The following is a 21,434-nucleotide window of genomic DNA, read 5'->3' as shown; positions in this document are numbered from 1 at the left end:
GTCAATCGTATGATGGATGCGTTGATGGTGACCATGGGAAGGGTGGCTTTAATGGCAGACGCAACAACTGGTACGGCACAGGACCTCATATTTCTCGCGCCCATCTTCCATGGGAAGATCTGGGGTGGGCGCGAGTTGGAGAAGCGCTTTGGCTACAACATTCCAGATGGCCCCATTGGTGAGTGCTGGGGCATCTCTGCCCACCCCAATGGCGATTGCGTGGTAGACGGCGGAGAGTATGATGGCCAGCATCTCTCAGAGCTCTGGGCAAGCCATCACGACCTCTTTGCTGGTGCCGAGGGAGATCGCTTCCCGCTGCTTATCAAGATTCTTGACGCGCGCGATAACCTCTCTGTGCAGGTGCATCCGGACGACGCCTATGCCGCGGAGCATGAGAACGGCTCGCTGGGCAAACGCGAGTGCTGGTACGTGATCGACTGCGAGCCCGGCACGCGCATCATCGTGGGTCAGCGCTCCAAGAGCCGAGAAGAGCTTGCCGCCATGATCGAGGAAGGCCGTTGGGATGACATGCTCAACTACGTTCCCATCCACCCGGGCGACTTTTTCCGCATTGAGCCTGGCACCATGCACGCCATCATGGGCGGCACCCTCATCCTCGAGACCCAGCAGTCCTCTGACGTCACCTATCGCGTGTACGACTACGACCGCGTGCAGCCCGACGGCACCAAGCGCCCGCTCCACGTCAAGCAGTCGCTCGACGTGGTTGACTACGACCAGGTGGCGCCCACCAGCGGCAAGGTCACCGCGCCCGAGAAGGACGGCGTGACCGAGCTCATGGCCTGCCCCAACTTCGACGTGGAGCGCGTGCGTGTGTCTGGCGAGAAGACGCTTGCCCAGCCGTGGCCGTTCATGTGCCTCTCGGTTATTGAGGGCTCCGGCAGTGTCTGCGACGGTGCCGGTGTCGAGTACGCAGTACGCGCCGGAAGCCACTTCCTGGCTCCTTCCGGCTCTGGCGACGTTCGCCTGACAGGTGAGATGACGCTCATTACCTCGCACCTTCCCGAGCGCGCATAGAGGAGCTCTGCCTGCCCGCTCGGCCATCTGACCTAGGGTCCGCGCCAGGTCATCAGGCACTGTTGAGAAGGAATTGGACAGAATTGCTCTGCTAAACAGTGTTATGTGTCCAAATACTTCTCAACAGCACCTGGTAACGGTGCCGGGACTTTGGTTGGTGTTTGGAGCTCATAGCAACGGTGCCCGGAGGCCTTAACCTCCGGGCACCGTGTTGAACTCGCTGTGTCTAGGCAGCTATGCCGCAGGCTTCGCGCCGCCGGGAATCTCGCCGCCGCAGTGCGGGCAGCGGGTGGCACCGGCCTTGACCTCCTCAAGGCAGTGCGGGCAGATGGGGGCTGCCTCCTCCTCGGCCTCCTCCTTCTTGCCAGCGATCTTCTTGGCCTCCTCGGCGAGCTTGTTCATGCTCTTGACCAGGCAGAAGATGATGAACGCAATGATGATGAAGTTGATGATTGCCGAGATGAACGCGCCAAAGTTGAGCTGGGCAGCCCCAACGTTCACCACGAGGCCAATCTGCTCGCCGCCTCCCGTGAGGCCCGAGATGAGCGGCTGGATGATGTCGCCAACCAGCGAGTTGACGATGGCTGTAAAAGCGCCGCCAATGATGACGCCAACTGCCATGTCCATCACGTTGCCACGTGAGATGAACTCGCGGAACTCGCTAAAGAAGCCCTTCATGATGATCCTCTCTCCAAAACCATTGGGCCGGGGCCACAGGGTAACGACGCCTACTGGCATGCCATTATCCATAGTCAAAAAACTCTACCACGTTGGGGGTTTCGTACGCAGAGGGGAGCTCTTCATGCCAGAATTCGGGCACTACAGTCCAAGCTCCTGCGAGTCGAGCATCACGGTGAAGGGTCCGTCGTTCACAAGGCTCACGCGCATATGAGCGCCAAACACGCCTCGCCCCACGCGGCTTGGCCCCAGGTCCTTCTCGGCCTGCTCGCAGAAGAGCTCGTAGAGGTGGTTTGCGAGCTCCGCTGGGGCGGCTCCCGTAAACGAGGGCCTGTTGCCGTGGCGCGCGTCCGCATAGAGCGTGAACTGGCTCACCACGAGAAGAGACCCGCCCACGTCCACAAGCGAGAGGTTGGTACGCCCGTCCTCGTCTGCGCAGATGCGGAGCTTGCGGACCTTCTCCCACATGCGTCTGGCCGTGTCCTTGGTATCGGTGGGACCAACGCCGAGAAGCACGAGGTAGCCTGCCCCGCAGGAACCTACCTCGTGCCCTTCCACCTCGACCGATGCCCGCTCGACTCGCTGGATCAGCGCACGCACGCTACCTCGCCAGCCCGTAGATGTCCGAGAACTTCTCGACGAGGTAGTCCGTGTAGTAGCGCGGCTCGAAGTCCTCGCCGCAGGCCATGCGGATGAGCTGCGCGGAGTCCTTGGCACGGCCCCAGTGCCAGATGTTGGCGCGCAACCACTCGCGAATGGGTGCAAGATTGCCCGCGGCGCAGCAGCCGTCAAAGTCCACGCCCTGACGCACCATGGCGGCCTTGAACTGCGCGCCAAAGGCGCTGCCCAGCGCGTAGGTGGGGAAGTAGGCAAAGTCGCCGTCGGACCAGTGCGTGTCCTGGAGGGCACCCTCGGTGTCTGTTGGCACCTCTACGCCCAGGTACTCGCGGTAGCGATCGGCCCAGAGGCCGGGAACGTCCGCTGCCTTTGCCTCGCCCGAGAAGAGCAGCTGCTCGATCTCGTAGCGCACCAGGATGTGGAGGGGATAGGTGAGCTCGTCGGCGTCGCAGCGGATGAGGCCCGGCTCCGCGCAGTTCTCTGCCATGTAGAGCTGGTGGGCCGTCATACGGCCAAGCTGCCCGGGGAAGTGCTTGGCGAGAAGTCTCGCAAGGGGCTCGGAGAATGCCTCGCTTCTGCCCACGTAGTTCTCGAAGAAGCGCGACTGCGCCTCGTGCATGCCCGAGCTGGTGCCTCCCTTGAGTGAGGTGAAGCGGTATTCCGGGTCAACGCTTTGCTCGTACATGGCATGCCCGCCCTCGTGGAGCATGCTGAAGACGTTCGAGAGGACGTTCTCCGGATAGACGTGGGTCGCGATGGCCACAAACCCAATGGAGGGGCCGCCCGTGTAGGGGTGCTCGGTCGAGCCAAGCCAGAGGGCGTCGGTGTCCACCCCCTCCAGATGCATGAGGTCACGCGCGAGGTCCCACTGGCGGCGCTCGTCAAAGGTGCCATCCACCACGCGGTGGTTGGGCTTTCTCGGTGCGGCCATGCACTCTGCCAGCAATGGAACCACGCACTTCTTGACCTGCTCGAAGAAGGGGTCGTAGAAGGCACGGTTTGTGCCATGCTCGTACTGGTCCAGCCAGACGTCATAGGGGTCTGCGTCCGGGTTCATGGCGTTTGCCATGCGCACGCGGGCAGCTACGAGGCGGTCGAGGTAGGGCTCGAAGCTGGCCCAGTCGTTTGCCGCCTTGGCACGGCGCCAGACGTCGTTGGCCTCGACGGCAAGGCGGCAGAAGGCCGCACGCTCGTCTGCGGGAACGTCTACCAGCGAGCTGCGATCGCGCTTCAAGATCTTGACCTGCGCCGCGCGTGTCTCGCCGATGATGCCAGAGTTGGACTCCAGGCGGTTGAGCAGGGCACCAACCTCGGGAGCGCAGAGAATGCGCGTTGCCTCCTCGTCGAGAACCGCAGACGCCTCTGCTCGCTCTTCTGTTGCCTTGGGCGGGTCAATGGAGGGGCCAAGGGTGGCTATCTCGTCAAGTGCGTAGCGCAGGGCAAAGCGCCGGTGCTCCAGCCGGTCGAGGTCTGCCATGTCCTGCTTGGGATTGGGAAGCGCCGCGTTGATCGCGGAGGGCGCGTTGTTTGCCATGATGCCTCCAGACTGCCCCGAGGGGCGCAAAGAGTCGACTGCACGAACAACGAGTGTAGCCCATGGCTGTGGGCGCCCCGTGCGCTTGCCGGTAACCGTCACGCGTACGCCGCCGATTGCGACAGCCATCGCCATTTCTGCGCCATGAGTCGTGCATGGTCTCCATCGTCGTGGGATGATAATGGCCAACTGCTCCCTGCCGCCCGTGGCTAGGGGGATCACTTGCCGGAGAGCCAACCGAGAGGGGAAGACATGCAAGCCGTCCTTGGCATTGACATTGGGGGAACCAGCATCAAGGCAGGGCTCTTCTCGCCCGAAGGTGAGCTGTTCGAGGAGCGCAAGATTCCCACGCCCGCACTTGTGAACGCTGAGTCCTTCGCTATCGTGACCGACGGCCTGACGCACCTTCTTGCAGCGCACGAGAACACCCCCGAGGACGTTATCGCTTGCGGCCTGGACATCCCCGGCCCCGTTGCCGATGACGGCAAAGTGGGCTTTCTCCCCAACATCCAGCTTGATCCCGACGGCCTTGTCGCTGCGATAAGCGCTGCCTTCCCCAACGCCTCGATTGCCTTTGTGAACGACGCTAACGCCGCCGCACTTGGTGAGCTATGGGCCGGCGTGGCCCATGGCGTCTCGAGCTTTGTGCTTATCGCGCTGGGCACGGGCGTGGGCGCTGGCGTTGTGGTGAACGGGCGCCTGGTGGCGGGTGCGTTTGGTGCCGGCGGTGAGATTGGCCACATCACCGTGAACCCCAACGAGACCGAGACCTGCGGGTGCGGCCGCCACGGCTGCCTGGAGCAGTATGCCTCCGCCAAGGGCATCGTGAGGCTCTACCTCGAGGAGTGCGAGCGCCGCGGCGTGACGCCGGTCCACGTTGAGCACGCTACCGACACCCTCTCTGTCTTCCGCGCGCTCGCCAAGGGCGACGAGTGCGCAAAGATCGCCGTCGACCAGATGTGCGAGTACCTCGCTCAGGCGATGTCGCAGGTCTCCTGCGTGGTCGATCCGGCTATGTACCTCATCGGCGGCGGCGTTGCCGGCTCGTTTGCAACCTTTGCCCCCGAGCTGCGCCGCCGCTTCCAGGCGCACGCACTTCCCACGTGCAAGGACGTTGCCATCGAGGCGGCCTCGCTGGGCAACCAGGCCGCCATGTACGGCTGCGCGTATGAGGCGCTCGAGCTTCGCAAGCGCTCCCAGGCAGGCAAGTAAGGTAGACATTTCAGTGCGAGAAGCGCGCGCCTGCGAGGTGACCGTTCACCGCGCAGGCGCGCTTCTCTCTGGCACTAACATGCCGTTCCCCGGTCAATGCACTACCGTTAGCCGCCATTGGGGCCTTGTACTTTCGTTTTTCTTCGTTTTATCTCGCCTGCTTGCGATTACGTGATAAAGTTGTGTCCAGTTTTAGGAGGAGATGTGAAGAAGCAGCATCTCCACCGCAGGACACGGCCCCACGGGACCGTCTGATTGGCGCTATGGGCGCCACAAGAGAGGGGAGTGAAGGTATGGCCGAAGACACGACGTACGACCTCATTGCCGCTACCGGTTGTCCTACGGGCATCGCCCACACCTACATGGCCAAGGAGGCGCTTGAGAAAGCCGCCGCGGCCAAGGGCCTCACCATTAAGGTGGAGACCCACGGGCAGGTGGGCATCGAGAACGAGGTGACCCCCGCGCAGATCAAGGCTGCGAAGGCCGTCATTGTCGCTGCCGACAAGGACGTCCAGGCCGAGCGCTTTGCGGGCAAGCCCATGATCAGCGTCGGCGTGACCGCCGCCATCAAGGATCCCGAGGGGCTCATCGACAAGGCTCTTGCCGCAAAGGCAGAGGGCGAGCTTTCGGAAGAGGTTGCCAACGCCTCGTCTGACGACGCCGCTCCCGAGAAGGAGTCCGTGGGCCACATCATCTACAAGCACCTGATGAACGGCGTCAGCCACATGCTCGTCTTCGTGGTTGCCGGTGGCGTCCTCACGGCCGTCTCGTTCCTCTGGGGCATCACGTCCTTTGACTCCACCGCGTCTGACTACAACTCCTTCGCCGCCATGCTCAAGATCATCGGCGGGATTGCCATGAACCTCATGGTGCCTGTGCTTGCGGCCTACATCGCCGAGTCCATCGGCAAGCGCCCGGCTCTGGTTCCTGGCTTCGTTGCCGGCATGATCGCCATCACCGGCCTGCCCGTCTCGCCTGATACCGGTCTCATCGACGCCGGTGGCTCGGGCGTTGGCTTTGGCTTCCTCGGCGGCATCGTCGGCGGCTTCCTCGCTGGCTATGTGATTCTTGGCCTGGAGAAGCTGCTCTCGGGTATGCCCAAGAACCTCGACGGTCTCAAGGCAATCTTCCTGTACCCGCTGCTCTCCACCTTCATCGTTGGTCTCGTCATGCTCGGCATCTCCGGCCCCATGGCCGCCATCAACACCGGCATGATGGACTTCCTCAAGGGTCTCGAGGCCTCTGGCCCCATCATCCTTGGCCTGGCCATCGGCTGCATGTGCGCGTTTGATATGGGCGGCCCAGTCAACAAGGCTGCGTACGTCACCGGCACCGCACTGCTCACCGAGGCCCTCACGGCCGGCGTTGGCACCGACACCTACAACTTTGGCACCAACTTCATGGCTGCCGTCTCCGCCGCCTGCATCGTCCCGCCGCTGATTACTGCCTTCGCCGTCATCGCTGGCAAGAAGTACTTCTCCAAGGAAGACCATGACGCCGGTATCGTCAACATCGTCCTGGGCTGCACCCACATCACCGAGGGCGCCATTCCGTTCATGACCAAGAACATCTGGCCGGTCATGCCCATCATGATGCTTGGCTCCTCCATCGCCTCGATCCTCACCATCTTCTTTGGCGTCCACGACCCCGCGCCTCACGGCGGCTTCCTGGTCTTGCCCGTCGTCGATGGTTGGTACCTGTGGCTCATTGCAATCTTTGCTGGCGTCCTTGTTGGCGGTATTCTTTACGTCATCTTCAAGCGCAACGAATACCATAAGAACGGCGACAAGGTCGTGGAGTAAGGAGAGCGCATGAGCGAGTTCGTTCCGTCATCCCATGTCTACGTAGACAATCCCGCAACCACGGTGGACGAGGTGCTGAGGTTCCTCTCCGAGACAGCCGTATCCTATGGCGTGGCGCACGACGCCGACAAGGTCTTCGAGGCCTTCAAGGCGCGCGAGGCAGAGGGAACTACGGGGATGATGGGCGGATTCGCCATCCCGCACGCCAAGACCGCAGAGGTAAGCACGCCAACCGTCATCGTGGTGAAGCTCTCCGGCGAGGTCGAGTGGGCAACCATGGACTCCAAGCCCGTCCGTTGCGCCATCGCCCTGCTCATCCCCGATGACGGCACCCAGACCGAGCAGCTTCGCCTGCTCTCCAAGGTTGCGGTGCTTCTCATGGACGCAGACTTCCGCGAGAAGGTGCTTGCCTCCGCAGATCCGCAGGAGATCGCGGGTCTCATCAACAGCGGTCTCGAGAGCTAGATGACCGGGCATCCGGTCTGAGGTTCGTGCTGGGGACCCGTCGCCTGCGCGTCGGGTCCCCTTTCTAGTACGGCGTTATCAATCGCGTGACATGCGTCGAGAACGATCAAGGGAAGCTCAATGATTTACACACTTACCACCAACCCCGCCATCGACATGAACATCACCTCGGACACCATATCGACCGAGCATGTCAACAGGACGCGCGACGCGGTGTACACGCCGAACGGCAAGGGCCTGAACGTCTCGTTTACGCTCAATCACTACGGCATCGACTCCAAGATACTGGGCTTCTTCGGTGGCTTCTCGGGCGACTACATCGTTCGCGAGGCAGACAAGATCTGCCCGGTGATGCCGGTCCAGATTGATGGCATCACGCGCGTGAACGTGTTTCTCACCACGCCGGAGGGGGAGTACAAGTTCCCCAATGCCGGCGCCGAGGTCAACCGTGCCAAGCAGGAGGAGATGCTCAAGCTGATCCGCGGGCTGGATGACCTTGAGTGCCTCGTGGTCTCCGGGAGCCTGCCCACGGGCATCGACCCTTCGTACTACGACGAGCTCATCGGCGTGGTGCGTGAGAAGGGCGCGGAGTTCGTGCTGGACATCTCCCACCCACACCTGCGCGAGCTTGTCGAGAAGGGGCCCCTGCTCATCAAGCCCAACGACGAGGAGGTTGCCGCCATCTTTGGCGTGGACGTGAAGAGCGAGGAGGACATCGTCTCCGCGCTCCATACCATCCACGACGCCGGTGCCAAGAACATCCTCCTCACGCTGGGCGGCGAGGGCGCGTACTTCTTCAACGGCGAGCACGTCTGGCATGCGAACGCCGCCAAGGTCGACGTCCTCTCGACGGCATGCGCCGGGGACGCCACGCTCGCGAGCTTCCTCTCGGTGTGGCTGCCCAACCGCGACCAGGTAGAGCCGGCGCTCACACGAGCCATGGCAACGGGCGCCAACGTCGCCATGAGCGCGGGTCTCGGCGACTTTGCCCTTGTCGACAGCTTTGCACAATCTATCAGCGTTGACCTGGTGGAGTAGAGTCCATGAATTCGACCAAGAGCCCGCGGATGCTCGCCGCAGAGCGGCAGAGGTACATCCTCGACATGATCCACGAGAGCGGAACCGTCTCCGTCGTCCAGATCTGCGAGCACTGCGGGGTCTCCTCCGTGACCGCCCGCACCGACCTTGACACCATGGAGCGCGAGGGGCAGCTCAAGCGTACCCATGGGGGAGCGGTGCCCGTGACGCAGCTCGTCATTCCTGCGGTCCCGCAGCGCGTGCACAAGAACGCCCGTGCCAAGCAGGCAATTGGCAGGCGTGCCGCGGAGCTTGTGGAGGATGGCGAGACAATCCTTGTCGGCTCAGGCAGCACAACCCTGGCCTTTCTCCACTGGCTGGGCGAGAAGCACGGCATAACGATCATCACCAACGATGTCAACGGGCTCATCTACGTCGAGCAGTTTCTCCCGCAGGCCACGCCCGTGTGTACGGGTGGCATCCTGGGCCGCGAATACCGACACTTTGCCGGCCCCATGGTGGCCTCGTCGCTCTCCGATATCTACCTCGACAAGGTTTTTCTCGGCGCGGACGCCTTCGAGCCAGATTTTGGCTTCCTTGCCGAGTTCGAGCGCACGGCCACCACGAAGGTCGAGTTCATGCGCCATGCGAGAAAGACCATCATCCTCATGGATTCCTCCAAGGTTGGCGCCTCCCGCTCCTTCGTGCGCTTTGCAGCTCCCACTGAGGTTGACGTGGTCATCATGGACAGGGATCCAGGTGGCATTGTGGCCAGTGCCACGGCTGGCAAGGACGGCAGGAGCCGCGTGGTTCTCGCGTAGCGCAGGAGCCGTGGCCCCCGGGGCGCTTGATGTCCCCAAGAAAGGGTAGGTACGGGAATGGCCCATTCGAGGAGAGACATTCAGCGAGGTGCCGGGAGGAGGTCGGCGACGCCAGGGGTGCACGTGACGCGCAAGAAGGTCTTTTTTGCGCTTGCCGTGGCTTTCATGGTCGCCGTGATGGTCGTGGGATTTATTCTCGAGAACAGCGTGAGCCCCGTAGTCACGAGGCTCTTCGGCACGCTTGTGGACAAGCCTTCCGAGGAAACCATTGCCGCGACCAATGACTCCGCGCGCCAACTGGCAAGCGAGGTTGAGGCCCAGGGGGCCGTCCTTCTCGCAAACGATGGAACGCTGCCCCTCTCGAGCGACGTCACCAAGGTGAACATCTTTGGGTGGGCGTCCGTCGACTGGCTTGGCGGCGGCTCGGGTTCCGGCTGCGTGACCTCGGTGGAGACGGACCTCATCTCGGCGCTGAACGATGCCGGCATCGAGACAAACACCGAGCTTACGACCATGTACAAAGACTTCCATGGCACTGGGAAGCGCCCCAAGACTCTCTCGAGCAAACCGGAGGAGTCGAGTGTGCTCTACGAGCCCTCGATTGCGGACCGAACGTGCTACACCGACGAGCTGCTGGAAAACGCCAGGGACTTCTCGGATACCGCCATCGTTGTGCTGCAGCGCTACGCGGGCGAGAGCAACGACATGCCGCTTGTGCAGTACAAGGTATCCGAGAAGAACGGCTCGGTGGTAACGGATGCCAGCAGGACCTCGCTTGACCTCTCGACCGAGGAGGAGGCTCTTCTCGCCTATGTGGGCGCCACGTACAAGAACGTCATTGTGGTGGTGAACTCGGCAAACGCCATGGCGCTGGGCGCCCTTGACTCAACGCCTGGCATTGATGCTGTGTTGCTTGCGGGCTACACGGGCCAGTACGGTGCCGAGGTGTTGCCGCAGATTCTGCGGGGCGAGGTGAACCCCTCCGGGCGCACGGCAGACACCTACGCGTATGATTTCTCGACTGCGCCGGCCTATGCCAGCGCGAGCGAGCATGTTGGTGCGTATATCTCGGCCGATGGTCTCTATCCCGCGGATGGCACCCAGAACGGCAACTTCTCCCTGCCCGAGGCCTATGACCAGGTCTCGTACGTGGATTACTCCGAGGGCATCTACGTGGGCTACAAGTGGTACGAGACGGCGGACGCCGAGGGCTTCTGGAGCAATGTATCCAACGATCACGGCACGGGCTACCGGGGCGTTGTTCAGTACCCGTTTGGCTTTGGACTCTCGTACACCACGTTTGACTGGCAGGTTGTCGATGCGCCGCCGCAGGGCTCCGAGCTGGGAGACAGCGCTTCGGTCACCGTTCGCGTTACCAATACGGGCAGCGTTGCCGGGCGCGACGTGGTCGAACTCTACTACAGTGCCCCCTACACTGCAGGCGGCATCGAGAAGAGCGCTGTGGTGCTGGGGGACTACGCCAAGACCAGCCAGCTTGCGCCGGGCGAGTCCGAGGACGTCACGCTTACCGTGAGCGCTCGCGCCATGGCGAGCTACGACTGCTACGACGCAAACGGCAACGGCTTTGCCGGGTGGGAGCTTGACCCCGGAACATACACGCTCACGCTGCGGCATGATGCCCATACCGTGGATGACGCCGAGGGCGCAACGCTTTCGCTTGGGCTCTCTCAAGGCCGGCAATTTCCCACGGACGAGAAGACCGGAGCTCAGGTTACCAATCGCTTCACCGGCCAGGATGCCACGGATGGCGTGAGCGCGGACGGGCTTGGCACTGGCCAGGACATCACGTACCTCTCGCGCGCTGACTTTGCGGGAACCTATCCGGAGATTGCCTCGACGCGTGTCATGCCCACGAGCGTCGCCGCGCTCAACCTGTATACAGACGAGGAACGAGCTGCTGATGACGCCCGCAGCGCGACGATGCCTACAACCGGGGCACGCAACGGCCTGGCCATCGAGAGGAACGGCATCATTACGGGCCTGGGGCGCAAGCTGGGCGCCAACTACGGCGACCCCCAGTGGGACTCTCTCCTCGACCAGCTTACGGTTGCCGAGATGGAGCAGCTTGTCACCAACGCGTACTCTGGCGCCTCGCCGCTCGCCTCGGTGGGAAGAACGTCCGAGACCCGCGAGCTTGACGGCCCGGCGCAGATCGAGAGCTTCGTGCCCACCAACCCCGGGACGGGCTTTCCTAGCGCGGTTGTTCTCGCGCAGACGTGGAACCGCGACCTTGCCCGGCAGGTGGGGCTTGCCTGTGGGGAGCAGGCGGCGCAGCGTGGGCTTTCTGGCTGGTACGCGCCGTGCGCGAACCTCCATCGCACCCCCTTTGGCGGGCGCAACTACGAGTACTACTCCGAGGACTCCCTGCTTGTGGGGCAGACCTGCGGCAACGTAGTGGCGGGCGCGCGCGACACGGGCGTGTACTGCTACGTTAAGCACCTGGCGCTCAACGACGGCGAGGCCTACGTCTACCGCGATGGCGTCTACACCTGGCTCTCTGAGCAGACGCTTCGCGAGGTCTACCTCGAGCCCTTCCGAACTGTGGTGGAGGACTACGGCGGAACGGCGCTCATGAGCTCCTACAACCGCGTTGGCGCGGTGTGGGCGGGTGGCTCCGAGGCCCTGCTCACGGACGTGCTTCGTGGCGAGTGGGGCTTCAACGGGGTTGTTGTGACGGACTTCTCGGATCACACCGCATACATGAACGGCGACCAGATGCTACGGCATGGCGGAGACCTCTGGATGCAGATGTCCGGCGGGTCTCTCGCGTCTAACCCAAGCTCTGCCAGCTACGTGAGCGACCTTCGCCGCGCGACAAAAGACTTCCTCTACGCCTATCTCGATGCGCGCGTGGCAAACGAGAGCTACGTAGATGCCACGGGGGACATCTCTGCAGCGCGGCCGAGAAGCTCCGCCATCACGACGCCCGGGCTCACCCTGCTTGCCGTGCTGCGCGTGGTCTCGGTGGTACTTGTGGGCATTGCGACCTGGCGCCTTGTGGTTGGCATCAAGAAGAAGAGCGCCGAGAAGGCCTAGATGGCAGGCTGGCCGGACCTCCTGAACGGTAGCCGAGCGAAAGCAACGCTCCAGCGAGCGGCGAGTGTGCTGCAAGGGGCTCAGTGTGTCTCGGCGTCTATACATCGGGCAGAATTATTGCGCGATTTTTCAGAGCGTACTGAAGCACAACTGGGCAAATACAGAATCTTCCAGGAATAACGTTCAATAATCGAGAGAGACTGGCACCCTGTAATAGCAATAAGAAAGTACGAGCGGCTCAAGAAGGGGTTATTGCGCGTTATTTCACGGCAGAATGAACTCTAACTGGGCAAATACAGTGCTAGCTAGAAATATCGTGCAATAACTGAGCAGAACGGGCGCCCTGCGGTACAGAAAACGGCCCGGAGGGCACATATGCCGTCCGGGCCGCACGTTACTCTGTGCGTGCGCCTACGCCTTGTTTGTGGAGCCCAGGTTGTCCATGTGGGAGGCGACGACCTTGTAGATCTCCTCCATGCCGGGCTTCGAGGGCTTCTTGGGGTCGAAGTTGTTGGGATTCTCGGCCATGTACCCCATGAAGCCACGGGTGAACGCCTGGCGCAGCTCGGTGGCATAGTTCACCTTGCAGATGCCGTTCTTGATGGCCTCGGCGACCTGGTCGTCGGGCACGCCGGAGGTGCCGTGAAGGACCAGCGGCACGTCGACGCGGTTGCGGATCTCCTTGAGGACGCCCTGCTCGATGTGCGGGGTGCCCTTGTAGACGCCGTGTGCGGTGCCAACGCCAACGGCAAGCGAGCTGCACTTGGTGCGGTTTACGAACTCCTCGGCCTCATCGGGATCGGTGTAGGGGTTCTCGCCCTTGACCGCCGGGCCATCGTCCTCCTTGCCGCCGACCTTGCCAAGCTCGGCCTCGACGGGCACGCCCATGGCAATGGCGACCTTGGTCACGCTCTCGGTGAGGGCCATGTTGTCCTCGAAGGGCACGTGGGAGCCGTCGATCATGACGGAGGTGTAGCCGGCGCGCAGGGCCTGCATGCAGCGGTCGAAGCCGTCACCGTGGTCGAGGTGGAGTGCCACGGGGACGCTGGCGTTCTCGGCTGCGACGCGCACCATGGCGGCGAAGTAGTCGAGGCTGGCGTACTTGATGGTGCCCGGGGTGGTCTGCATGATGACGGGGGAGTGCTTGTCCTCGGCGGCCTTGATGACGGCCATCACGAACTCGAGGTTCTCCACGTTGAACGCACCCACGGCATAGTGGCCGGCCTGGGCGTCGAGCAGCATTCCCTTGGTTGTGACGAGCATCGCGCTCTCCCTTCACGTTCCCACGGGCTGTGCCGTGGGGCTTCCTTATCCGCAACGCGATTGTATCGTGCCTGCTTGCAGACGTGGTCTTGGGCAAATGGCGGTGCTGGTCAGCAACGAAAAGCGACCGCAAGGCGCCGGTGGCCGCAGACGTTCGGAAGGGCTCCCCAGGGCTTTCCAAAACGCAGAAAAGAAAGAATTCTGCTTGTGATATCTTTCTTTTAGACAAAGAGAAGGAAACACAGTTTGCACACATGCGTAGCGGGATTGATTTGCCGGGCAGTGGGATTGATTTACCTGGTAAATCAATCCCGCGTGGAATCGAAATGCCGGGCAACTTAATCCCGCGGGCGAGGAGGAGCACATGACCGAGTTTGCAGAGGAGAGGCGCGCGGCAATTCTCTCGATGCTTGAGAGAAACTCATCCGTGCAGGTTGCCGAGGTGGCAGATGCCCTTGGCGTGTCTCGCGTCACCGCGCGAGCAGATCTTGATGCCCTCGCACGCGACGGCAAGCTGCGCCGCACCCACGGTGGGGCGGTCTCGCTCTCTCGAACGCTCACGGTGTCGATCCAGGACCTGCGCGTCAACGTGAACGTCGAGGCAAAGCGCGCCATCGCCCGGGAAGCCGCGAAGTTTGTCGAGCCAGGCCAGTCCGTGCTCGTGGACACGGGAACCACGGGCCTTGAGCTCGTGCGCGCGCTGGGCGATCGCGGTGAAGTGACCATCGTGACGGCAGACCTCACCATTGCCGACTATGTTGACCGCTCCATGCCCTCCGCCGAGGTGGTTCTCCTGGGCGGAGCGCTGCGCAAGGGCCACCGCTACACCTCCGGTGCCGTGGCCGTCTCGGCGCTCTCTATGCTGCGGCCCGACGTGGCCTTCGTGTGCCCAACTGCCTTTGCCCCTGGCCGCGGCTTCATGACTGGCTACGAGGGCATGGCGGAACTCAAGCGCGCGTTTCTCGCCTGCGCGGGCACAACCTGCGTGCTCATGGACGCAAGCAAGGTGGGCGCACGCGGGCTCTTTTTCTTTGGCGACGTGGGCGATGCCGACGTCATAGTGATGGAAAAAGACCCCGAGGGGGCTGTTGCCGGCTGCCTCGGGGATCTTCCAACAAGACTGATCCTTGCGGGTGAGTAGGGGCGGTACCTTACGCTATGCGCTCCACGCGGGTGCCGTCCATGAGGCCGCGCGCGACCTCCATGTCAAAGTGGCCGGTGGAGGCAGACATGCAGTTGGCGCTTGCACAGGCCATTGCGTAGCGCAGCTGCTCGGCTGGCTTCAGGCCGCGGGCCATGGCAACGGCAAAGGCGCCAACCATGGTATCGCCAGCGCCCACGGGGTTCACGACCTCGATCTTTGGCGCAATCCCCCGGAAGGTCCCCGTGTCGCATGCCATCACGGCACCGTCGCCACCGAGCGAGACCACCACCTGCGCTATTCCGCGCTCGTGGAGCTCGTGCGCCGCGCCGATGACCTCCTCCACCGAGGAGACCTTGCGATCAAGGATCTGGCCGATCTCGTCGGTGTTGGGCTTCACCATGGTGGGGAGCGCGTCGATGCTTGCCTTGAGCGTGGCGCCGGAGGTATCGAGGATGCATGGCTTGCCCTGCGAGCGAACCAGCTTGATGAGACGAACGTACGTGTCGGAGGGCAGGCCCTTGGGGAAGCTGCCGCTCATGGTTACCACGTCCGCGCGCGCAATAAGTGCGGAGAGCCGCTCCTCGAGAGCGGCGAGCTCCTCGGGCGTCACCTCGCGGCCGGGCTCGAGGAACTCGGTGGAGAGGCCGTCGGGCTCGAGCACGTTCACGCAGCAGCGCGTCTCGGTTGCCACCTCGACAAAGTCGTGGGGGATCTTGTCGCGGTCGAGCAGCTCGCAGAGCAGCCGTCCGTTGTTGCCGCCAACAAAGCCGGTCGCGAGCACCTCCTCGCCGCACGTTGCCACCGAGCGCGACGCGTTGAGGCCCTTGCCGCCTGCGTTGTCGATGCACTCGGCCACGCGCATGACGGTGCCACGCTCGAGGGTCGAAGAGATGCGGTAGGCCTTGTCGATAGAGGTGTTGAGCGTAACGGTGAGAATCACGATGCTCCTCCTTGCAATTCTGGGGTGCAAATTAGATACCAGTTCCTGAAAAAAAAACTCCGATGAAGGTTAGTTTGTCTGTTGGTAACAACCACTGGATATACCAGAAATCTACGACATCTATGCGAGAAAGTATCTGCCAATATGCGCTGGTATTTGTAAATTAGTACCACTACCTGCAATTTCGTACCGTGACCGATATGAATTTAACCGTAAACGGCATGCATTAAAGAATAACCAAGTTTTCTCTGGACTAATTGCGGAGGTCCTGTAAAGTGGCGTTAGTTGAAACGTGGTAATAACCAGTAACCGAGAAGCACGACGGGCGAAACAAAGAGGTTCCTTGTTCGAACCAAAAGTCTTCTAGCCTGTAAGGCGTGATGAAGAACCCCGTCAGAGGAGGACTTGGATGGTCGGATTTGTGCTCACTGGTCACGGAGATTTTTCTGTTGGTCTCGCCAGCTCCGTCAAGATGATCGCTGGCCCGCAGGAGGAGTTCGATGTTGTCCCGTTCCACGAGGACGAGGCGGGCGAGTTTCCCCAGAAGCTGGCCGATGCCATCGCAGCGTCCGCTGAGAGGAACGACGGCGTGATTGTCTTCTGCGATCTCATGGGCGGCACGCCGTTCAACCAGGCCATGATGAAAACGCAGACTGCCCCTGGCGTCGAGGTGGTCGCGGGCACCAACCTGCCCATGCTTCTCGAGGTTCTCACCACCCGCACGCCAGATTCCACTACGCAGGAACTTGTCGACTGCGCCGTTGAGGCAGGTAAGCAGGGCGTTGTCCACATGGTTCTCACCATCGACGATGAGCCTGACTCCGAGGACGAGGGTCTGTAATGGACTTCTGGCAGAACGTGCTCGCCGCATGCGCGGCGCTGCTGATCCTCATTGCCATCATGGGCGTTGTCTATGCGATCTACAGCGCGGTGAAGGCTAACAAGCAGAAGGCCTACTTCGCCGCGCTCCACTCCAGCCTCAAGGTTGGCCAGCGCGTTGCCTTTGCCGGTGGTCTCTTTGGAAAGCTTGTCCGCGTTGGCGAGGAGACCTGCGACGTAGAGGTCAAGTCCGGAGCGATCGTAGAGGTCTCGAGGTACGCGATCCAGGAGATCGCCAAGAAGTAATGCACGTCAGCACAAGCAAGTTCGTCCGTAGTCGAGCAGGAATAGCCTCGCCCCACGAATGCGGGTGAGAACGAGAAAGGGGAAGCAAGCATGGCTGAGCCCAACATTCTTCTTACCAGGATTGACAACCGCCTGATTCACGGCCAGGTTGCCACCCAGTGGACGAGCACCATCGGCGCTAACCTGATCCTTGTTGCCAACGACGATGTTGCCGGCAACAAGATGCGCCAGAAGCTCATGGACATGGCCGCACCGCAGGGCGTTGCCACCAGGTACTTCTCCATCCAGAAGACCATTGATGTCATCCACAAGGCCGCTGCCCGCCAGCACATCTTCCTTATCGTGGAGAACCCCGAGGACGCGCTGCGCCTGGTGAAGGGCGGCGTTCCCATCAAGAAGCTCAACATCGGCAACATGCACATGTCCGAGGGCAAGCGTCAGGTCGCAACCTCCGTCGCCGTGAACGACGAGGACGTTGCCGCCTTCCGCGCGCTCCAGGACGCGGGCGTGGAGCTCTCGATCCAGCGCGTGCCCAGCACGCCGGTCGAGCCTACGGCAAAGCTCTTCGAGTAGCCATCTAACGCTTTTCGCAACAACTTAGTTTGGTCGTGCGCACCCGTGAGGGACGGGTGCTGGCGATAGCTCTATCTCTATCCGTGGCACGTGGTACTAGGAACCATAGGAAAGGAGGAACAAGGATGGAATACTCAGCTCTCCAGGTGATCTTGGTCTTCATCGTCACGTTCATCGCGGCTATCGACCAGTTCAGCTTCCTCGAGTCTCTGTATCAGCCGATCGTCACCGGCATGGTGATCGGCCTCATCCTTGGCGACGTGCAGACCGGCCTCATCGTTGGTGGCACGTACCAGCTCATGACGATTGGCAACATGCCAATCGGAGGTGCCCAGCCGCCTAACGCGGTTGTCGGTGGCATCATGGCGGCCATTCTGGCAATCACCCTCAAGCTTGACCCGAACGCTGCTGTCGCTACTGCTATTCCGTTCTCCCTGCTTGGCCAGTACGGCGTCACCCTGATCTTCACGATCATGTCGCCGCTCATGTCCAAGTGCGACCAGTACGCCGCCGAGGCTAACCCCAAGGGCATCGAGCACATCAACTACCTCTCGATGTGCCTGCTCGGCCTCATCTTTGGCGTCGTTGTCACCCTGTTCTTCATCGGCGGCCAGGCCGTCGGCTCCGCCGTCGTTGCCGCCATCCCCAAGTGGCTGAGCAATGGCCTCTCCGCTGCCGGTGGCATGATGCGCTTCGTCGGCTTCGCAATCCTGCTCAAGTTCATGATGAACCGCGACATGTGGGGCTTCTACTTCATGGGCTTTGGCCTCGCGATTATCGTCTCCGGCATCTCCAGCCTGGCGACTCCTGCCCTGCTGATCCTGGCCCTCATCGGCTTTGGCTTCGCCTACTGGGACTACCAGCAGAACACCGAGCTCAAGGGTTCCGTTGCCGTTGCTGCTGACACCGACGGAGGTGAGGAAGATGGCATCTAACGAGACGACCGCTCAGACCGTCAACCGCTTTGAGGGTGTGACTCACTACCAGAACCTCACGCCCGCTGCCGACCTGGACCAGAAGACGCTCAACAAGATGGCGTGGCGTTCCTGCTTCCTGCAGGCGTCCTTCAACTACGAGCGCATGCAGTCCGCAGGCTGGCTCTACTCCATCCTTCCCGGTCTCGAGAAGATTCACGCGGATAACAAGGAAGATCTCGCGCTCTCGATGACCCACAACATGGAGTTCTTCAACATCCACCCGTTCCTCGTCACCTTCGCCATGGGCATCATCCTGTCCATGGAGCAGAAGAAGGTTGACATCCCCACCATCCGCGCCGTCCGCGTCTCCCTCATGGGACCGCTTGGTGGCATCGGTGACGCCATCTTCTGGATGACCCTCGTGCCTATTCTGGCCGGCATCACCTCGAACATGGCTATCGCAGGCAACATCTTTGGCCCCATCCTGTTCCTGATCGTCTTCAACATCATCCAGTTCGCGCTTCGCTTTGGTCTCATGAACTGGTCGTACAAGATGGGCATGAACGCGCTTGACTCCCTCATGGAGCACATGAAGGCGTTCACCCGTGCGGCCTCCATCCTCGGCGTCTTCGTCGTTGGCTGCCTCACCGTCACCATGGGCGGCACGCAGATCAACCTCACGATCCCCAACGGCTCCACCCAGGCGTACGTCGCGCACACCGCGACCGTCCCAACCGAGGACGTGAGCAAGTTCGAGGTCATCTCCAAGGACACCGACGGCACCACGCTCTCCGGCATGGTTGACGCCTCCGGCAACCCCCTGGCTACCACCGATGCTGATGGCAACGCCGTGACCGCTGGCGCCACTGACCTTGGCAACGGCATGAGCGAGGTCACCTACATGGAGACCGTCACCACGCCCGTCACCGTCGACATCGCCAAGATCCTCGACAGCATCTGCCCCAAGCTTGTCCCGCTCGCGCTGGTCATGCTTCTGTACTACCTGTTCTCCAAGAAGAACTTCACCCCTATCAAGGGTATTGTTCTCGTGCTCATCATCGGTATTGTTGGTGCCGGCTTCGGCATCTGGCCGAGCATCTGGGGCTAAGCCCTACAATTGCTGCGTACCCGGGGCGGCCCGCCGCCCCGGGTGCCCGGAATCCAATTCGGCACGCGTGCGCAGCAGGCTCTATGGCAACAGGCGGCGCGGGTACGCTTGACGCGTGCTCGCGCCATTTTCAGGACGGTGAAGACATGACCCCCATCTCGCGAAAGCAGCCGCTTTACGACCAGCTTGTCGACCTTCTTCACGAGAAGATAGAAAACGAGATGGGTCCCGGTGACGTGCTTCCCTCCGAGCGAGAGCTCTGCGAGACGTACGGCCTCTCGCGAACCACCGTGCGCCTGGCTCTCGCGGAGCTTGAGCGCCAGGGGCTCGTAACCAGGCAGCACGGACGTGGGACCTTCGTCTCGGACTCCGTGCGCGAGGCCACGAACCTCATGGGGACCTACAGCTTCACCGAGCAGATGAAGAGCATGGGTCGAGTTCCCACCACGGTGGTGCTCGAATTCGATACCCGAGAGGCACCAAAGCACATTGCCGCGTGCCTGGGGCTGCGCATTGGGGACCCCGTCATTCGCATGAAGCGTCTGCGTGCCGCCGACGGAATCCCCATGATGGTGGAGCGCACGTATCTTCCAGCGTCCGAGTTTCTCGGCCTTACTCGCACGGACGTCGAGAGCCAGCCCCTCTACGACATCGTGGAGAAGGTCTACCACGAGACCATTCGCGTGGCCGAGGAGGAGTTCTGCGCAAGCGTTGCCCGCAAGGACGACGCGGAGATTCTCGGCATAAGCGAGGCGGCACCAGTACTCAAGCTCTATCGCACTACCTTCAACGTGAAGAACACGGCCATCGAGTACACCAGAAGCGTTGCTCGAGCCGACCAGTTCAGATACAAGGTTTCACACTATCGGGGCTAGGGAAGGCCCCCGAGAGGAGAAGAACATGTTCGAGAAGGATGAGGCAACGCTCACGTCGATGGGTGCGCAGATCACCACCAAGGAGATCAAGCAGCAGCCGGATCTGTGGGAGGACACCCTCAAGATCTACGAGGACAACCTGCCGGCAATTGAGGAGTTTCTCGCCAAGGCCCGCGCCCTGGGCGGCGACCGTCGCACCCGCGTGATCTTCTGCGGTGCCGGCACCTCGGCGTATGTGAGCGACACGCTCGTGCCCTATCTGCGTCGCGTTGGCGACAACGAGGCCTTTGAGTTTGCACCCGTTGCCACCACCGACGTTGTGTGCGCACCTCTCGACTACGTGCGTCCCGAGGACCCCACGGTCATGGTTTCGTTTGCGCGCAGCGGCAACAGCCCCGAGAGCGTGGCTGCCTATGAGCGCGTTGGGCAGGTCGCCAAGAATCTTCTCTATCTCAATGTGACGTGCGCCCCCGAGGGCAAGCTCGCTCAGCAGTCCAAGGACGACGAGCGCGCCCTTACGCTGCTCATCCCTCGCGCAAACGACAAGGGCTTTGCCATGACGGGCAGCTACTCCTGCATGCTGCTCCTCTCGGCGCTCATCTTTGATCAGGCCTGCATCGAGGACAAGCGCACCTGGGTTGCCCGTGCCGCCAAGATGGGCCGCGAGGTCATTGCCCGCGAGCCCGAGATTGTGAGCTGGCTCGACCGCGACTTCGACCGCGTGACCTACCTGGGCTCCGCATCCCTCTCTGGCCTGGCCCGCGAGGCTCAGCTCAAGATCCTGGAGCTGTGCGCTGGCCGCATTGCCACCTCGTTTGACTCCTCGATGGGCTACCGTCACGGACCGAAGTCCTTTGTCAACGAGAAGACCCTGGTGCTTGACTTCGTGAGCAACGACCCCTACACGCGCCAGTACGACCTTGACATCCTGAACGAGGTCAAGGGCGACGACATTGCGCTTGCCACCGTGGGCATCCAGCAGCGTACCGGCAACGACTTCGAGGGCGAGAACTTCTCCTTTGATGGCGACGTGCTTCTCCCCGAGGTCTACCTCGCGCTGCCCTTCGTGATGTTTGCGCAGACCATCTCCCTTAACGCCTCCATCAAGGTTGGCAACACCCCCGACACCCCGTCGCCCTCTGGCACCGTGAACCGCGTGGTCAAGGGCGTGACCATTCACCCGTTTAGCCTGTAGTCCTGCTTCGGTGCGGGGAGCCTTGGGTATACCTTGGTTAACTTATCCCCGCACC

General features: G+C 61.9%; 20 protein-coding genes. 15 read left to right on the top strand and 5 right to left on the bottom strand.

Annotated features, from left to right (window positions below):
* Positions 1–51 precede the first annotated feature (51 nt).
* Positions 52–1,035 carry a mannose-6-phosphate isomerase, class I gene (gene manA, locus BT122_RS01350; RefSeq protein WP_072354280.1) on the top strand — a complete coding sequence of 328 codons (984 nt, stop codon included), beginning with the start codon at positions 52–54 and terminating at the stop codon, positions 1,033–1,035.
* A gap of 234 nt (positions 1,036–1,269) precedes the next feature.
* Here the strand turns inward: manA and mscL are convergent, their stop codons facing one another.
* The 3 genes from mscL to BT122_RS01335 all read right to left on the bottom strand — a co-directional run bounded on the left by mscL (position 1,270) and on the right by BT122_RS01335 (position 3,865).
* Positions 1,270–1,713, bottom strand: coding sequence for a large conductance mechanosensitive channel protein MscL (gene mscL, locus BT122_RS01345; RefSeq protein WP_072354279.1), 444 nt, complete (start codon positions 1,711–1,713; stop codon positions 1,270–1,272).
* A gap of 141 nt (positions 1,714–1,854) precedes the next feature.
* A complete protein-coding gene (gene dtd, locus BT122_RS01340) occupies positions 1,855–2,313 on the bottom strand; it encodes a D-aminoacyl-tRNA deacylase (protein WP_072354278.1) in 459 nt (152 codons plus the stop codon).
* A 1-nt stretch (position 2,314) separates the two neighbouring features.
* Positions 2,315–3,865, bottom strand: a complete 1,551-nt coding sequence (locus BT122_RS01335; protein ID WP_072354277.1) for a carboxypeptidase M32 — start codon at positions 3,863–3,865, stop codon at positions 2,315–2,317.
* Between the two features lie 252 nt (positions 3,866–4,117).
* On the opposite strand from BT122_RS01335, the gene BT122_RS01330 reads away from it, so the two are divergent.
* From BT122_RS01330 to BT122_RS01310, 6 genes are all read left to right on the top strand, one after another.
* Positions 4,118–5,077 carry an ROK family protein gene (locus BT122_RS01330; protein WP_072354276.1) on the top strand — a complete coding sequence of 320 codons (960 nt, stop codon included), beginning with the start codon at positions 4,118–4,120 and terminating at the stop codon, positions 5,075–5,077.
* 293 nt (positions 5,078–5,370) lie between these two features.
* Positions 5,371–6,879: a PTS fructose transporter subunit IIC gene (locus BT122_RS01325; protein ID WP_083432244.1), complete on the top strand. Its 1,509-nt coding sequence runs from the start codon at positions 5,371–5,373 to the stop codon at positions 6,877–6,879.
* Between the two features lie 9 nt (positions 6,880–6,888).
* Positions 6,889–7,344 (top strand): PTS sugar transporter subunit IIA, encoded by a 456-nt coding sequence (locus tag BT122_RS10675; protein WP_083432243.1) that lies wholly within the window; start codon positions 6,889–6,891, stop codon positions 7,342–7,344.
* 120 nt (positions 7,345–7,464) lie between these two features.
* The gene (locus BT122_RS01320) at positions 7,465–8,382 is read left to right on the top strand and encodes a 1-phosphofructokinase family hexose kinase (RefSeq protein ID WP_072354275.1); all 918 of its coding nucleotides are present in this window, start codon (positions 7,465–7,467) and stop codon (positions 8,380–8,382) included.
* 5 nt (positions 8,383–8,387) lie between these two features.
* Positions 8,388–9,182, top strand: a complete 795-nt coding sequence (locus tag BT122_RS01315; RefSeq protein WP_072354274.1) for a DeoR/GlpR family DNA-binding transcription regulator — start codon at positions 8,388–8,390, stop codon at positions 9,180–9,182.
* A 123-nt stretch (positions 9,183–9,305) separates the two neighbouring features.
* Entirely contained in the window at positions 9,306–12,239 is a 2,934-nt protein-coding gene (locus BT122_RS01310) for a glycoside hydrolase family 3 protein (RefSeq protein ID WP_177242176.1), read from the top strand.
* Positions 12,240–12,650: 411 nt separating this feature from the next.
* Here BT122_RS01310 and BT122_RS01305 read toward each other — a convergent pair whose 3' ends face one another.
* Complete coding sequence (locus tag BT122_RS01305; RefSeq protein WP_072354272.1) at positions 12,651–13,502, bottom strand: class II fructose-bisphosphate aldolase; 852 nt, start codon at positions 13,500–13,502, stop codon at positions 12,651–12,653.
* Positions 13,503–13,866: 364 nt separating this feature from the next.
* Here BT122_RS01305 and BT122_RS01300 point away from each other — a divergent pair, with 364 nt between their 5' ends.
* A complete protein-coding gene (locus BT122_RS01300) occupies positions 13,867–14,643 on the top strand; it encodes a DeoR/GlpR family DNA-binding transcription regulator (RefSeq protein ID WP_072354271.1) in 777 nt (258 codons plus the stop codon).
* A 10-nt stretch (positions 14,644–14,653) separates the two neighbouring features.
* Here the strand turns inward: BT122_RS01300 and pfkB are convergent, their stop codons facing one another.
* Complete coding sequence (gene pfkB, locus BT122_RS01295; RefSeq protein ID WP_072354270.1) at positions 14,654–15,586, bottom strand: 1-phosphofructokinase; 933 nt, start codon at positions 15,584–15,586, stop codon at positions 14,654–14,656.
* Positions 15,587–15,995: 409 nt separating this feature from the next.
* Between pfkB and BT122_RS01290 the strand changes: the two genes are divergently transcribed.
* The 7 genes from BT122_RS01290 (at position 15,996) to BT122_RS01260 (ending at position 21,379) form a co-directional block, all read left to right on the top strand.
* Entirely contained in the window at positions 15,996–16,427 is a 432-nt protein-coding gene (locus tag BT122_RS01290) for a PTS sugar transporter subunit IIA (protein ID WP_072354269.1), read from the top strand.
* Positions 16,427–16,711, top strand: coding sequence for a preprotein translocase subunit YajC (locus BT122_RS01285; protein WP_072354268.1), 285 nt, complete (start codon positions 16,427–16,429; stop codon positions 16,709–16,711). Before BT122_RS01290 ends, BT122_RS01285 begins: the two co-directional genes overlap by 1 nt.
* A 90-nt stretch (positions 16,712–16,801) precedes the next feature.
* Entirely contained in the window at positions 16,802–17,284 is a 483-nt protein-coding gene (agaB, locus tag BT122_RS01280; RefSeq protein WP_072354267.1) for a PTS galactosamine transporter subunit IIB, read from the top strand.
* Positions 17,285–17,409: 125 nt separating this feature from the next.
* Positions 17,410–18,219 carry a PTS mannose/fructose/sorbose/N-acetylgalactosamine transporter subunit IIC gene (locus BT122_RS01275; protein WP_059053339.1) on the top strand — a complete coding sequence of 270 codons (810 nt, stop codon included), beginning with the start codon at positions 17,410–17,412 and terminating at the stop codon, positions 18,217–18,219.
* Positions 18,209–19,309 (top strand): PTS system mannose/fructose/sorbose family transporter subunit IID, encoded by a 1,101-nt coding sequence (locus BT122_RS01270; RefSeq protein WP_072354266.1) that lies wholly within the window; start codon positions 18,209–18,211, stop codon positions 19,307–19,309. The genes BT122_RS01275 and BT122_RS01270 overlap by 11 nt, the downstream gene beginning before the upstream one ends.
* Positions 19,310–19,455: 146 nt before the next feature.
* The gene (locus tag BT122_RS01265) at positions 19,456–20,184 is read left to right on the top strand and encodes a GntR family transcriptional regulator (protein ID WP_072354594.1); all 729 of its coding nucleotides are present in this window, start codon (positions 19,456–19,458) and stop codon (positions 20,182–20,184) included.
* A gap of 25 nt (positions 20,185–20,209) precedes the next feature.
* Positions 20,210–21,379 (top strand): AgaS family sugar isomerase, encoded by a 1,170-nt coding sequence (locus BT122_RS01260; protein WP_072354265.1) that lies wholly within the window; start codon positions 20,210–20,212, stop codon positions 21,377–21,379.
* The last annotated feature ends 55 nt before the right edge of the window (positions 21,380–21,434 follow it).

The organism is Olsenella sp. kh2p3 (assembly GCA_900119625.1).
Taxonomy (GTDB): domain Bacteria; phylum Actinomycetota; class Coriobacteriia; order Coriobacteriales; family Atopobiaceae; genus Tractidigestivibacter.
The sequence above is the reverse complement of the archived record's forward strand: the minus strand, read 5'-3'. Positions and strand labels throughout refer to the sequence as shown.

Coding starts and splice junctions, on each gene's coding strand:
- manA (WP_072354280.1), top strand. CDS start 52: ATGGCAGACGCAACAACTGGTACGGCACAGGACCTCATATTTCTCGCG.
- mscL (WP_072354279.1), bottom strand. CDS start 1,713: ATGAAGGGCTTCTTTAGCGAGTTCCGCGAGTTCATCTCACGTGGCAAC.
- BT122_RS01335 (WP_072354277.1), bottom strand. CDS start 3,865: ATGGCAAACAACGCGCCCTCCGCGATCAACGCGGCGCTTCCCAATCCC.
- BT122_RS01330 (WP_072354276.1), top strand. CDS start 4,118: ATGCAAGCCGTCCTTGGCATTGACATTGGGGGAACCAGCATCAAGGCA.
- BT122_RS01325 (WP_083432244.1), top strand. CDS start 5,371: ATGGCCGAAGACACGACGTACGACCTCATTGCCGCTACCGGTTGTCCT.
- BT122_RS10675 (WP_083432243.1), top strand. CDS start 6,889: ATGAGCGAGTTCGTTCCGTCATCCCATGTCTACGTAGACAATCCCGCA.
- BT122_RS01320 (WP_072354275.1), top strand. CDS start 7,465: ATGATTTACACACTTACCACCAACCCCGCCATCGACATGAACATCACC.
- BT122_RS01315 (WP_072354274.1), top strand. CDS start 8,388: ATGAATTCGACCAAGAGCCCGCGGATGCTCGCCGCAGAGCGGCAGAGG.
- BT122_RS01305 (WP_072354272.1), bottom strand. CDS start 13,502: ATGCTCGTCACAACCAAGGGAATGCTGCTCGACGCCCAGGCCGGCCAC.
- BT122_RS01300 (WP_072354271.1), top strand. CDS start 13,867: ATGACCGAGTTTGCAGAGGAGAGGCGCGCGGCAATTCTCTCGATGCTT.
- BT122_RS01290 (WP_072354269.1), top strand. CDS start 15,996: ATGGTCGGATTTGTGCTCACTGGTCACGGAGATTTTTCTGTTGGTCTC.
- BT122_RS01285 (WP_072354268.1), top strand. CDS start 16,427: ATGGACTTCTGGCAGAACGTGCTCGCCGCATGCGCGGCGCTGCTGATC.
- agaB (WP_072354267.1), top strand. CDS start 16,802: ATGGCTGAGCCCAACATTCTTCTTACCAGGATTGACAACCGCCTGATT.
- BT122_RS01275 (WP_059053339.1), top strand. CDS start 17,410: ATGGAATACTCAGCTCTCCAGGTGATCTTGGTCTTCATCGTCACGTTC.
- BT122_RS01270 (WP_072354266.1), top strand. CDS start 18,209: ATGGCATCTAACGAGACGACCGCTCAGACCGTCAACCGCTTTGAGGGT.
- BT122_RS01265 (WP_072354594.1), top strand. CDS start 19,456: ATGACCCCCATCTCGCGAAAGCAGCCGCTTTACGACCAGCTTGTCGAC.
- BT122_RS01260 (WP_072354265.1), top strand. CDS start 20,210: ATGTTCGAGAAGGATGAGGCAACGCTCACGTCGATGGGTGCGCAGATC.